Annotated in this window: 12 protein-coding genes; 2 read left to right on the top strand and 10 right to left on the bottom strand. The window is 64.0% G+C overall.

Features of this window, described 5'->3' with window-relative positions; genetic code table 11:
- The first annotated feature begins 12 nt into the window (after window positions 1-12).
- Window positions 13-213 (top strand): hypothetical protein, encoded by a 201-nt coding sequence (locus IWX77_RS00530; protein ID WP_196842563.1) that lies wholly within the window; start codon window positions 13-15, stop codon window positions 211-213.
- Window positions 214-216: 3 nt separating this feature from the next.
- On the top strand, window positions 217-636 hold the full coding sequence (locus IWX77_RS00525; protein WP_196842562.1) for a hypothetical protein: 420 nt from the start codon (window positions 217-219) through the stop codon (window positions 634-636).
- A gap of 62 nt (window positions 637-698) precedes the next feature.
- Here the strand turns inward: IWX77_RS00525 and IWX77_RS00520 are convergent, their stop codons facing one another.
- From IWX77_RS00520 to sufB, 10 genes are all read right to left on the bottom strand, one after another.
- Window positions 699-2,087, bottom strand: coding sequence for an MFS transporter (locus IWX77_RS00520; RefSeq protein WP_327012036.1), 1,389 nt, complete (start codon window positions 2,085-2,087; stop codon window positions 699-701).
- Window positions 2,088-2,359: 272 nt separating this feature from the next.
- Window positions 2,360-3,940 carry a dipeptide ABC transporter ATP-binding protein gene (locus tag IWX77_RS00515; RefSeq protein WP_196842561.1) on the bottom strand — a complete coding sequence of 527 codons (1,581 nt, stop codon included), beginning with the start codon at window positions 3,938-3,940 and terminating at the stop codon, window positions 2,360-2,362.
- Entirely contained in the window at window positions 3,937-4,740 is an 804-nt protein-coding gene (locus tag IWX77_RS00510) for an ABC transporter permease (protein ID WP_297412764.1), read from the bottom strand. Before IWX77_RS00510 ends, IWX77_RS00515 begins: the two co-directional genes overlap by 4 nt.
- Window positions 4,737-5,675 carry an ABC transporter permease gene (locus IWX77_RS00505; protein WP_297412765.1) on the bottom strand — a complete coding sequence of 313 codons (939 nt, stop codon included), beginning with the start codon at window positions 5,673-5,675 and terminating at the stop codon, window positions 4,737-4,739. Before IWX77_RS00505 ends, IWX77_RS00510 begins: the two co-directional genes overlap by 4 nt.
- A gap of 16 nt (window positions 5,676-5,691) precedes the next feature.
- Window positions 5,692-7,392, bottom strand: a complete 1,701-nt coding sequence (locus IWX77_RS00500; RefSeq protein ID WP_196842560.1) for an ABC transporter substrate-binding protein — start codon at window positions 7,390-7,392, stop codon at window positions 5,692-5,694.
- 147 nt (window positions 7,393-7,539) lie between these two features.
- On the bottom strand, window positions 7,540-8,091 hold the full coding sequence (locus IWX77_RS00495) for an iron-sulfur cluster assembly protein (protein WP_196842559.1): 552 nt from the start codon (window positions 8,089-8,091) through the stop codon (window positions 7,540-7,542).
- A 5-nt stretch (window positions 8,092-8,096) separates the two neighbouring features.
- Window positions 8,097-8,615 (bottom strand): Fe-S cluster assembly sulfur transfer protein SufU, encoded by a 519-nt coding sequence (gene sufU, locus IWX77_RS00490; protein WP_196842558.1) that lies wholly within the window; start codon window positions 8,613-8,615, stop codon window positions 8,097-8,099.
- On the bottom strand, window positions 8,612-9,949 hold the full coding sequence (gene sufD / locus IWX77_RS00485; RefSeq protein WP_196842557.1) for a Fe-S cluster assembly protein SufD: 1,338 nt from the start codon (window positions 9,947-9,949) through the stop codon (window positions 8,612-8,614). The genes sufU and sufD overlap by 4 nt, the downstream gene beginning before the upstream one ends.
- Window positions 9,946-10,710 (bottom strand): Fe-S cluster assembly ATPase SufC, encoded by a 765-nt coding sequence (gene sufC / locus IWX77_RS00480; protein WP_196842556.1) that lies wholly within the window; start codon window positions 10,708-10,710, stop codon window positions 9,946-9,948. Before sufC ends, sufD begins: the two co-directional genes overlap by 4 nt.
- Window positions 10,710-12,173, bottom strand: a complete 1,464-nt coding sequence (gene sufB, locus IWX77_RS00475; RefSeq protein WP_196842555.1) for a Fe-S cluster assembly protein SufB — start codon at window positions 12,171-12,173, stop codon at window positions 10,710-10,712. Before sufB ends, sufC begins: the two co-directional genes overlap by 1 nt.
- Between the last annotated feature and the right edge of the window lie 100 nt (window positions 12,174-12,273).

Genomic DNA, 12,273 nt, shown 5'->3' with positions numbered 1-12,273 from the left:
ATAGGCACAGGTATGGAAATTGAGTACACCGCAAATGCCCACGCGTCCGGCGGTTTCGGTCTCGCCGTTGGGCTGGTCATCCAGGCACCCAACGTGCCCGCCGACCGCTATGCCGAACTGACCCAGGCCACCGACCAGAACTGCGCCTATTCGAACGCAACGAGCGGCAACATCGTCGTCACCCGCACCCGCACCGTCGCCCGAGTCGAGTAGAAAATGGTACCGGAAGCGGTTTCCCCGACCGACGGCGTGACGGCGCCCGTGGACAACCAGCAGGTGAACGACCAGCAGGTGAACGACCAGCAAGCGGTTGGCCGGCAAGCGCTGGAACAGACGCGCGAAGCATTGTGGGCAGTGTGCGAGCCCGTCAGTCCGCCGAAGTTGGCACGCGATTACGTGAACTACTTCAGTTCCCGCATTCGCACCAATGTCGACGCGGTTGCGAAAAACCAGCCGCGGAGGCTGAAATTCTATGACGCCATCGACACGTATTTGCGCGTCTATTCAGCCATGCAGAACGAACTCGAACAAGCCGGATACATCCCGCGGGAGGTGGCAAGCATCCAGAAAGAAGTCCGTTTCTTTGAGGACGTGGTCCGCGAGGTGAAGCAGGCCGCCGGAGAGTCCACCGACTAACGAGTCGACGAGCGGGCCAGGGAACGTCCCCGAATGGGGTCGCCGATCGTTCCGCACACTCCCTATTCGAGCAACGCCTCGCCGCGCAGCTCGGGTAGCGCGAACGCCGCAACGGCAGCGAGCACGAAGACAATGCCGAACACGACGAAGAGCAATATCGGCCCACCGAGAACGAGCAGCGGCGGCACGACGAGCGGCGCCGCAATCGACGCGATGCGGCCGAATCCGGCTGCGGATCCCGAACCGGATCCACGCAAGCGGGTCGGGTAGAGCTCGGGCGTAATCGCGTAGAGGGCGCCCCAGGCTCCGAGATTGAAGAACGACAGCAGCATACCGAACCCGATGATCTGGACGTCGCTAACGTTGACGGCGCCGAAACCGAACGCCACTGCCGAAACCGCTGAGCCGATCAAGAACGTGGATAAGGTGATGCGGCGTCCCCATTTTTCCACCAGATACGCTGACGCGACGTAACCGGGCAGCTGGGCAACGGTAATGATGAGCGTGAATTCGAAGGACTTCACGAGCGGGAACCCGGCCGCAACGAGCAGGGTCGGCAGCCAGATGAAGGCGCCGTAGTACGAGAAGTTGACCAGAAACCAGACCAGCCAGATCAGGATACTGCGGCGGCGTAATTCTGCCGAGAACAGATCGGCCAAGCGCAGGGCCGTCCGTGCGTTCGGTGCGTGCCCGACACTCGGCTCACGGTCGACGACGTCACGAGTACTGTCGGACGGTGGCGAGGCGAGGCCAGCCGACGCTTCGAATTGCACCACGATGCGTTCTGCCTCGCGATGTCGCCCCTGGGATTGCAGGAATCTAACGGATTCGGGCAGCCGCAGGCGAACGAACACGGCCCACACCGCTGGCAGCATTCCGATCAGCAGTGCCCAGCGCCAACCGTCGGCGCTGGTAGGAATGACCAGATATCCCACGACGGCGGAGCCCAGCCATCCGATGGCCCAAAATCCTTCGAGCAGCACGACAATTCGTCCGCGGATGCGACGCGGTGCGAACTCGCTCACCAGCGTCGACGCCACCGGAAGTTCTGCGCCGAGGCCCAACCCGACGATGAACCGCAAGACCAACAGGATTCCCACGGACCACGCCAGAGCGGATGCGCCGGTGGCGGCTCCGTAGAGCAGCAGAGTCAGCGCGAACACCTGTTTGCGCCCGAGCTTATCGGCGAGGAGACCGCCGAGGGCAGCTCCAACGGCCATTCCGGCGAACCCCGCCGACGCAACCCACGACAAGGCCGACGCATCGGCTGCCCACGTGACGGACAGCTGTGCAATCACAAACGAGATCAGCCCCACATCAAAGGCATCAAGGGCCCAGCCAATCCCGGAACCGGCCAGGAGCGAGCCGTGGCGACGAGTGAACGGCAACGCGTCCAATCGCTCGGTGAGCGATTTGCCAGTCGGAATGCGGTCTACATCAGCTGTTAACACAACATGAGCGTGAACTAATTCTCGGCCGTAGTCCAGTGAGGGTTGCCTTACCCGTGTCGATGCCCGGTGTGCCCGATAGGGACAATTTTTTACGACGACGACGTACCCGAAAAGTGGGCGGACGAGTACACCGCCAACGTAAAATTCTTCCACAATATCGATTCCCCCGGCGGTGCGACCGAGGCGGACGACCATGCCCTGGGGCCACCCCGTTGTCAGCCCACTTTTGCCGCAGACGACCGTCGGACGTCTCGGAACTCAGCTCTGCCGACTTAGTGTCCATTGGCCAGTGCCGCGAAATGGGCGCCGAGTAGCTCCCTGGTGAACGGATGCTGCGGCTTGCTAAACAGGGCCTCGGTGGCACCCTGCTCGACGACCTGCCCGTCTTTCATCACGAGAACTTGATCGCAAAGGCCGCGAACGACCGCGAGATCGTGCGAGATGAACACCATCGCCAGCCCCAGCTGCTGCCGCAGCGACACCAGCAGGTCGAGCACGTGCACCTGAATCAGCACATCGAGCGCCGACACCGGCTCGTCGAGCACGAGAATGCTCGGCCGGCGTGCCAGTGCCCGGGCAATCGCCACCCGCTGACGTTGCCCACCGGAGAGTTGGTGGGCGCGCCGCCCCAGCAGGGTCTCCGGCAGCTCGACCTGGGCGAGCAGCTCCAGGATTCGCCCAGGCCGCGCCGTACGCGACACTGATCGGTCCAGCGCGACGGCCTCGGCCAGGACGCGCCGCATCGAGTGCCGTGGGTCGAACGTACCGAGTGAATCCTGATGGATCAGCTGGATCTGCGCACGCCGAACCCGGCGTTTCGACTCGGGCACATCGCTCCACTGTTCGCCGTGCAACCGCACAGTGCCCGTGTCGGGCCGTTCGATACCGAGCAGCAGGCGCGCGACGGTGGTTTTCCCCGAGCCGGACTCGCCCACGATGCCGACCGTGCCTCCGGCGGCAAGATCGAACGACACGTCGCCGACGGCGCGCACCACGCGCCCTGTGCTGCGGTACGACTTGACCAAAGAATGCGCGGACAATACCGGCGCCGCGGCCTGACTCGGCTCAGTGACCACGGCTGCACGGTGCTGCGCTGCCGCAGCGAGCAGCTCACGGGTGTACGGATGCTGGGGCGCAGTGAGTAACGTCGCAGCCGGGGCGACCTCGACAAAACGACCATGCTGCATGACCGCGATGCGGTCGGCGAGGCTGTGGACGACAGCGAGATCATGACTGATCAGCAACACGGCGATCCCGGATTCCTTCAGCTCAGCCAGCAGGCGCAGGATCCTCGCCTGCACTGTCACGTCGAGGGCCGTCGTCGGCTCGTCAGCGATGAGCAGCGCGGGGCCCGCGGCCAGGGCTGCGGCGATCAGGGCACGCTGACGGAGGCCGCCGGAGAGTTCGTGCGGGTACTGCCGCGCCCGCAGTAGCGGCTCGGGCAATGCCACCCGCGCCAGCAGGAGCTGAACGCGGCGCTCGCGCGCTGCGCGGGGCATCCGTTTCTCGTGTACCTCGATCGGTTCGGCGATTTCACGGCCAATGCGGCGGAGCGGATCGAGGGCGACGAGAGCATCCTGGCTGACCAGGCTCACGACCCCACCGCGGAGGGCTTGCCAGTCTGATTCGCCATAGGCCCGCACGTCGAGGCCGCCGATGGTCAGGCGGTCGGCGGCGACCACGGCGCCGGCCGGGGTCAGGCCGATCAGCGCCCGCGCGAGCATCGACTTGCCGGCCCCTGACTCGCCGACAATGGCCAGGCACTCCCCCGGTGAAATCGAAAATGACACACCGTCGACGGCGGTGCCTGCAGCGCCCGGCAGCTCAACGCGCAGGCTTCGCACCTCGATCATGCGCGCCTGCGCTTCTGCGGCGCGTGCAGGGAACGCCCGACAACGCTCGTCGCGATCACGGTCGCGGTGATCACGAGGCCGGGAAAGACGGCGATCCACCAGGCCGTTGCCAGAAAGTTTCGCCCATCCGACAGGATCAGCCCCCACTCCGGCGTCGGTGGTTTCGGCCCCAGGCCGAGAAAGCTGAGCCCAGCTGCCGCTGCGATGGCCGTACCAACGCCCATGGTTGCCATCGACAGCAGCGGGCCGAGCGTGTTGGGAACGACGTGCCGCAGCAGCGTTGCAGTGCGAGGCACGCCGAGGGTACGGGCTGCCTCGACGTATCCGGCGCGCGTGACGACCAGGGTCTGTACTCGGGCGACCCGGGCGTAGGCAGGCATGACGGCAATGGCTACGGCGACAAGCAGGCTCGCCTCCCCCGGCCCGATGATCGCGATAACGATGAGCGCGAGCAGAAACTCCGGGAAGGCCATCACGATTTCGATGGCACGCGAGAGCACACCGTCGCCGAGCCGGTGCATCGACGCGGCGAGCGCACCGATGGCGAGGCCGACGACGAGCGCGATCGCCGTCGCGCCGAAACCGATGGCGAGCGAGTAGCGCGATCCGTAGAGCACGCGGGCGAAAACATCCCGGCCGGCCTGGTCTGTACCAAACGGATGCGCGAGGCTCGGCGCCTCGAGGGCGGCCGCGAGGTCGGTTTGCAGCGGGTCGGCCGAGGTGAGGAGCGACGGCGCGAGCGTGCACACGACGAGCAGCAGCAGAAATGATGCGGCGATCAGCGCCGATGCCCGCCTCACGAGTACACCGCCGCGGTCATCAGGCGCGGGTCGACGCGGTCGTAGAGCAGGTCTACCAGCAGGTTGATCACCGAAAAGACCACCGCAGCGAGCACGACAATGCCGAGCACGATCGGAATGTCGCGGTTGATGATGGCGTTGAGCGCGACCCGCCCGAGGCCGGGCCTTGCGAAGACGGTCTCGACCAGCACCGAGCCGCCGAGCAGGGAGCCGACGATGTACCCGGTCAGCGTGATGCTGTTGGCAGCGGCATGCCGAAGCGTGTGCCGCAGCACCAGCCGGCTGTGGCTGGCCCCGCGCGCACGAACAGTTTCAACAAACGGAAGAGCGGATGCGGCCTCCAGCCCCTGCCGAAACACCTGGCTGATGATTCCCGCAACGGGGAGCGCGAGGGTCACGGCCGGGAGAATCAGCGCGGCGAGCCCCTCGGTCGACACCACCGGAAACCAGCCCAGCCCGAACCCGAAGACGGTGATCAGCACGAGCCCGGTCCAAAACGTTGGCGAAGACACTGCGAACAGCTCCACCAGCGACAGGAGCGCCTTGCTGCGGGGACCGCGGGCGAGCAGGGCCGACCCGAGGGCGAGCAGGAGGGCGAAGACCATCGCGAGCGCCATCAGCTGCACGGTCGGGGCGAGCTGGCCCCCGATGACCTCGCCGACCGGGCTCTGCAGGCGGTATGAGGTGCCGAGGTCACCGCGAAGCAGACGCCCGAGGTAGGCCAGATATTGCACGAACGGTGGCTCGGCGAGGCCCCAGTCGGCGCGCACCTCAGCGCGCACCCGCTCGCTGACCTCGGCGTGGACGCCGAGCATAACGTCGACCGGGTCGCCCGGTACCAGGCGCAGGGCCAGAAACCCGACGGTCGCGGCGCCCCAGACGACGAGAACCATGCCGCCGAGGCGCCCGAACAGGCGCAGTCCCGAGTTCTTCACCGGCCCAACGCAGCGCTTAGCCGGCCGAGGTCAGCGACGCACCATAGAACAGCGGCTGCCCATACAGGTCGAAGGTCAGCCCGGTGATCGCGCTGCTGTGGGCCGTGATCGCCGACGACACCGAGATCGGTACGATCGCGACCTGCTCGGCGTTCCACTGCTGCAGTTGGGCATAGAGACCGGCGCGAACGGCCGGGTCACTCGAGGCGACCGCGCCATCGAGCAGGGCATCAACGGCGGGGTCGCTCACCGACGACCCGTTCTTGTAACCGCCGGAGTGCAGGTGCGCACGCAAGACGTCGGCATCGACGCTTGGAAAGCTCCAGTCCGAGAGGTCGTAACTGCGCTTCTCGAACTCCTTGTAGTACGAGGCGACCTCGAGGTTGTCGCGCACGATTTCGAAGCCGACCTCCTTGAGGTTGGACTGCACGACATCGCCGAGGCTCGCGTTGGCATCCGAGACGGGAGTCCAGGCGAGCCAGCGGGCGCTCAGCCGGGCGCCGTCCTTCACGCGGTAACCGTCTGGGTCCCGCTCGGTCCAGCCCGCCGCGTCGAGCAGAGCGTTGGCCTGGTCGGGGTCGAACGACCAGCTGTTTTCGAGGGTTGCGTCGTAGGCATCCGGTGTCGTCGGTGTCAGGATGCTCCAGGCGCGTTCGACTTGACCCTGGTAGATGGTCTTGACGGCCGGGTCGATGTCGATGGCGAGCGCAAACGCCCGGCGCACGTTGAGGTCGGCAAAGACGCCACCGCCCGGAGCCTGGGTATTGTTCTGGTTGAGGAACAAGGAGTACGGCAGACCGGGCATCGCGATCTTCTCGACCGTGAAGTCATCACCGATCTGGCTGACCGTGTTGGGAGCGATATCACTGGCGATCTGCGCGTCACCGCTCGTGAGCGCGCCGGTGCGCACCGACGACTCGGGCAGAATCCTGAACCTGAGCGTCTCGATCTCGGGCGGGCCCTGGTGGGTGCTGCCCTCTGGTGCCCAGTTATAGTCGGGGTTCGCGGTGAAGACGATCTCCTGATCGGGGGTGTACGACGTGAGCGTGTAAGGGCCGGTTCCGACGGAAATATCGGGACCGCCGGCACCGAGCTGAGCCGCCTTGGTCTTCAAGACTCCGGGCGCGTAGAAGCCCAGCTTGGCCGTACTGACCGCCTGGAGGAACGGAGCGTATGGCTGCGTGAAATCTACGCGCACGGTGTACTCATTGACGGCCTCTGTGCCGGCGTAGTACCCGCCGGTTTCGGCAAAGCCGATCAGGCTGGCCGCGTCGGCTGACGCGGTCTCGGGAGCCACGACGTGCTCGAAGTTCGCTACGACCGCGGCGGCGTTGAACTTTTCGCCGTTTTGAAACGTCACGTCGTCGCGCAGGGTGAACGTATAGTGCAGGCCGTCGTCGGAGACGACCCATGACTTCGCCAGCCACGGTACGAAGGTGCCGTCGGTCTCCTGGTAGACGAGCGAGTCGAAGGAGTTACGCATGACGAGCGCGGTCACCTGGAAGGCGGAGGAGTGAATGTCCATCTTGCCGGAGCTGAGCGTTCCGCCGGAGATCGCGTAGGTGAGCGTCGACGCGTCGCTGGCCGACGGCGCCGGTGAAGTGGAGCATCCGGCGAGCAGTGCGGCCGTGGCGAGAGCCGCAATCGCGGTGAAGACTCGCCCGCGGCGACGAGAGCTGGTGTGCAGGGGGGAACGGTTGCGGGCGCGAATGCGCATGAAAATGATCTCTCTGTGGTCAATACTGTCGTGGTGATTCGTGGTGATTCGTGGTGATTCGTGGTGATTCGTGGTGGACGGCAGCTCCGCACGACCCGGCCTCGGGCGTCTGGACGCGGTCGCCACTGACGCTGGGCCGCGGGCGGGTTAGAACATTCCGAGCTGGAGGCGGGCGGCCTCCGACATGCGGTCCTGACCCCACGGTGGCTCCCACACCAGCTCAACATCGACGTCACTCACTCCGGGGACCCGCTTGACCTCGGCCTGCGCGTCATTCTTGAGCACGTCCCCCATGCCGCAGCCCGGTGCCGTCATTGACATCTTGATGTCTATTCGGTAGGTACCATCTTCGAGGGGCTGCGCTTCACACCCGTAGATCAGCCCCAGATCCACGACATTGATGGGGATCTCGGGATCGAAAACGTTCTTGAGTTGCCCCATGACCTGCTCCATGTCAAAGGGCGCCCCGTCCACAAGCACGGTTTCGGCGACCGGATCCGTCAGTCCGAGCGCTGCAGAATCCTCGGCGCTGATTCGCACAAGGTACCCCATCGAGGTTTGCACTGTCGCGCTTCCCCCCAGAGTCTGCGTGACGACGACCTGCTCCCCCTCTTGGAGGAGCATCGGCTGCCCACCGGGAATGACCGTGGCCTGGCAGCTCTGCGGAAGGTCAAAGATTCTATATCTGCCTGAGTCCATGCGGCTCACTCCGTTCCGTTCTGGAGGTCACCCGTCATGGGTGCGCCCCCTCTTACGGCACCCTCGTGAGGGGCGCCTTCTTTCAGAGCGCTGTGCAAGGCCTGCCAGGACAAAGTTGCACATTTGACCCGTGCCGGGTATTCCCACACGCCCGACAGTACGGCGAGTTTGCCCACACCGTCCGGGGGGCCAGCCCCCTCAGGCTTCGTGGTGAGCATGGTGTGCACACGACGGAAGAGGGCGAAAGCCTCGTCGGTCTGCAGACCCTTCACCGCACTCGTCATGAGCGAAGCGGATGCCTTCGAAATGGCGCATCCGTCGCCCTCGAATGCGATATCGGCGATGCGGTCACCGTCGCGCTGCACATACAGGGTCAGATGATCACCGCACAGGGGATTCAACGCCTCAATGGTCTGGTGCGCTCCCTCCAGCTGGCGAAGATTCCGCGGGCTGTGGGCGTGTTCGATGATCATCTCCTGGTAGAGCCCCGCCATGCTGGTGCCCGTTGCCACGTTGGTACTCATTGCTGAACTCGATGGGCACCGCTTCCGAACCGAGTGGACACGAGCGCCTCCAGCGACGCGCGGAGCGGCTCCAACTCGATTCGATCCACCATCTCCTGCACGAAGGCATACACCAGCAGGCCCCGAGCGCTCTCCAACGGCAGACCGCGCGTGCGCAGGTAGAGCAGCGCCTCATCATCCATTTGGCCGACCGCTGCACCGTGCGTGCACTTCACGTCATCGGTGTAAATTTCCAGTCTCGGCCGGGTGTCCACCTGGGCGCGATCATTGAGCAGAAGGTTCTTGTTCTTCTGGTTGGCATCGGTCCCATCGGCCCCGTGCCGAACCATGATGTGTCCGTTGAAAACGCCGTGCCCACGATCGTCCAGCACACCCTTGTAGAGCTGATGGCTGGTGCAGTTGGTCGCGACGTGATCGACGAAGATCGTGTTGTCGTGAACCTGCTCGCCCTGGGGCAGGTAAATGCCGTCCAAACTTACCTCGGCCTCAACGCCCTCCAGACGCACCCGTATTTCGTGGCGAGCGACACTGGACCCCAGCATCACCGAGCGGGAGGCGAACTGGCTGCCACGAGCCTGGCGCACGTCGAGCAAAGCCAAATGGAAGGCGGTGGTGGGCTCGTTCTGCACCTTGTAGTGATCGATCCGGGCATTCTCAGCCAGAACAACCTCGGTGACGACGTTCGTGCAGTACACATCGCCGTCGAGACCGGCATAGGTCTCAACGATCGTCGCACGACTCCCGGAGTCGGCGATGATGACGGACCGCGGGCTCGTCATCAAGGGAACACCCTCGGTATCGGAGAAGAAGACCAACTGGATCGGTTCATCAACGACCGTGTCGTTCGTGAAGTGAATGAACGCGCCGTCCTCGGCGAAGACGTCGTTGAAGGCAGCGAAGGCGTGGTGCTCTCCCGGCGTATGCCCGAGGAACGGTTTGAGCCGGTCCGGGCTCGTCTCCAGTACGGCTGCCAGAGTCGTGACGACGGCACCGGATGGCAACCCGGTCAGTCGCGAGAACTCAGGCGAGAAGTGACCATTGACGAAGACCAGGCGGGGGCCGCCGAGATCGATCGCGGCCTTGTTGATGAGGTCTAATGTGACCCTGGGGCCAGGCCCCGCCCCGGCAGCCACAAACGGCACGGCCAGGATCCCGTCGAGCGCGGTGTACTTCCAGTCCTCGTCTTTCCGAGACGGAAAGCCATTCTTACCGACCCATTCGAGGGCTTTCAGGCGTGCCTCGGCGAGCCAGCCCAGATCGCGGCCATCACGCCCCGGCGACAGCTCTGAGAGAACACCCCCTGCTGCTCGCACTGGAACTTTCACCGCGGTCATGCTGTCGCCCCGACCCGCGCGGAGCCGGGCGTCAGGCCCGCATACCCATTGGCTTCAAGTTCGAGGGCGAGGTCCTTGTCGCCGGAATGCACGATTTGACCTGCGGCCATGACGTGCACGAAGTCCGGCACGATGTAGTCGAGAAGTCGCTGATGGTGGGTGATGACCAGCATGGTCCTGCCCTCACTGCGCAGGGCATTCACGCCGCTGGCCACGACGCGCAGCGCGTCGATGTCGAGGCCCGAGTCGGTCTCGTCGAGAATGGCGAGTTTGGGCTCCAGAATCGCCATTTGCAAAATCTCATTGCGCTTCTTCTCGCCGCCAGAGAATCCTTCATTCACCGATCGGCTCATGAAGGTCTGGTCCATCTCGACCAGTTTCATGCGCTCCTGGGCCAGGGCGAGAAAGTCCACCGCGTCGAGCTCTTCCTGGCCACGCTGGCGTCGCAGGGAGTTCAGGGCAGTGCGCATGAAGTACATGTTGCCGACACCGGGAATTTCCACCGGATGCTGGAAGGCCAGAAATACGCCGGCCGCAGCTCGTTCCTCGGGTGAGAGCGCGAGTAGGTCCTGTCCTTCGTAGGTAACGCTGCCGGAGACGTCATAGCCGTCGCGGCCGATCAGCACACTGGCCAGCGTGGACTTGCCCGACCCGTTGGGCCCCATGATTGCGTGCACCTCCCCCGGCTTCAGGTCAAGATTCACCCCACGGAGAATTTCTTTGCTGTCGATACTGGCGTGCAATTCCTTGATGTGGAGCATTAGCCAACACTTCCTTCTAGACTCACGGTCAATAATTTTTGGGCTTCGACGGCGAATTCCATCGGCAGCATCTTGAATACTTCACGGCAGAACCCGTTCACAATCATCGAGACGGCTTCTTCCTCGGGAATGCCGCGCTGACGGCAATACAAGAGTTGTTCCTCGCCGATCTTCGACGTTGAGGCTTCGTGTTCGACCTGCCCGGTCTGGTTCTTCACGTCGATATAGGGCAGGGTGTGCGCGCCGCTGTCCTTACCGATCAGCAGCGAGTCGCACTGGGTGAAGTTGCGAGCCCCGACAGCCGAGTGGCGAATGTCTACCAGGCCCCGGTAGGTGTTCTGGCCGTGACCGGCCGAGATCGCCTTCGAGATAATGGTGCTTTTCGTGTTCTTGCCGATGTGCACCATCTTGCTGCCGGTATCGGCCTGCTGGCGCCTGGCGGTCAAGGCCACCGAGTAGAACTCACCGACCGAGTTATCGCCCTTCAGAACCACGCCGGGATACTTCCAGGTGATCGCTGAACCGGTCTCGACCTGGGTCCAGGAGATCTTCGCGTTCTTCCCGGAGGCCATACCCCGCTTGGTGACGAAATTGTAGACACCACCATTGCCATCCGCGTCGCCGGGGTACCAGTTCTGAACGGTCGAATACTTGATCTGCGCATCATCGAGAGCGACGAGTTCGACGACGGCGGCGTGCAGCTGGTTCTTGTCCCGCACCGGAGCCGTACAGCCCTCGAGATAGCTGACATACGCAGCGTCCTCGGCGATGATCAGGGTGCGCTCGAATTGCCCGGTGTCTACGGCGTTGATCCGAAAGTAGGTGGAGAGCTCCATCGGGCAGTGCACGCCCTTGGGAATGTAGCAAAACGACCCGTCGGTGAACACCGCAGAGTTCAGGCAGGCGAAGAAGTTGTCGTTATACGGAACGACCGTGCCGAGGTAGCGTCGCACCAGCTCCGGGTGCTCCTGCACAGCTTCGGAGAAGGAGCAGAAGATCACGCCGACCGCTGCCAGTTTGTCTTTGAAGGTCGTGGCGACCGACACCGAATCAACGATCGCGTCCACCGCGACGCCGCTCAGCCGCTCCTGCTCGCCGAGCGAGATGCCGAGTTTGTCAAACATCTCCCGCAGTTCAGGGTCGACCTCGTCCATACTCGCTACCGTCTTCTTCGGCCGCGGATCGGCGTAGTAGATGATGTCCTGATAATCAACGGGCCCATAGGAGACGTGCTGCCAGGTGGGAGGCGTCAGTGTTGTCCAGTGCCGATACGCCTTCAGCCGCCAGTCGAGGAGCCACTCCGGCTCGTTCTTCTTGGCTGAGATCAGCCGGATGATGTCTTCGCTCAAGCCCCGGGGGGCAACTTCGGTTTCGAGATCCGTGCTGAATCCGTACTGGTACTCCTGGTTGGCGAGCTCACGAACCTCATCGGAAATACCTACCGTGGTCGTAGGTGCACTCATCTTTGTCTCCTTGTCACGTGTTGAAAAAAACCTGGGACTGCGCTTCGCCGACTTCGCCGGCGCATGCCGGAAGATCACCCGGCGCCCGGTGCGCGGGTGT

The organism is Cryobacterium sp. CAN_C2, assembly GCF_015751745.1.
In the GTDB taxonomy this organism is placed as follows: domain Bacteria; phylum Actinomycetota; class Actinomycetes; order Actinomycetales; family Microbacteriaceae; genus Cryobacterium.
This window is presented reverse-complemented; position numbering and strand designations above follow the sequence as displayed.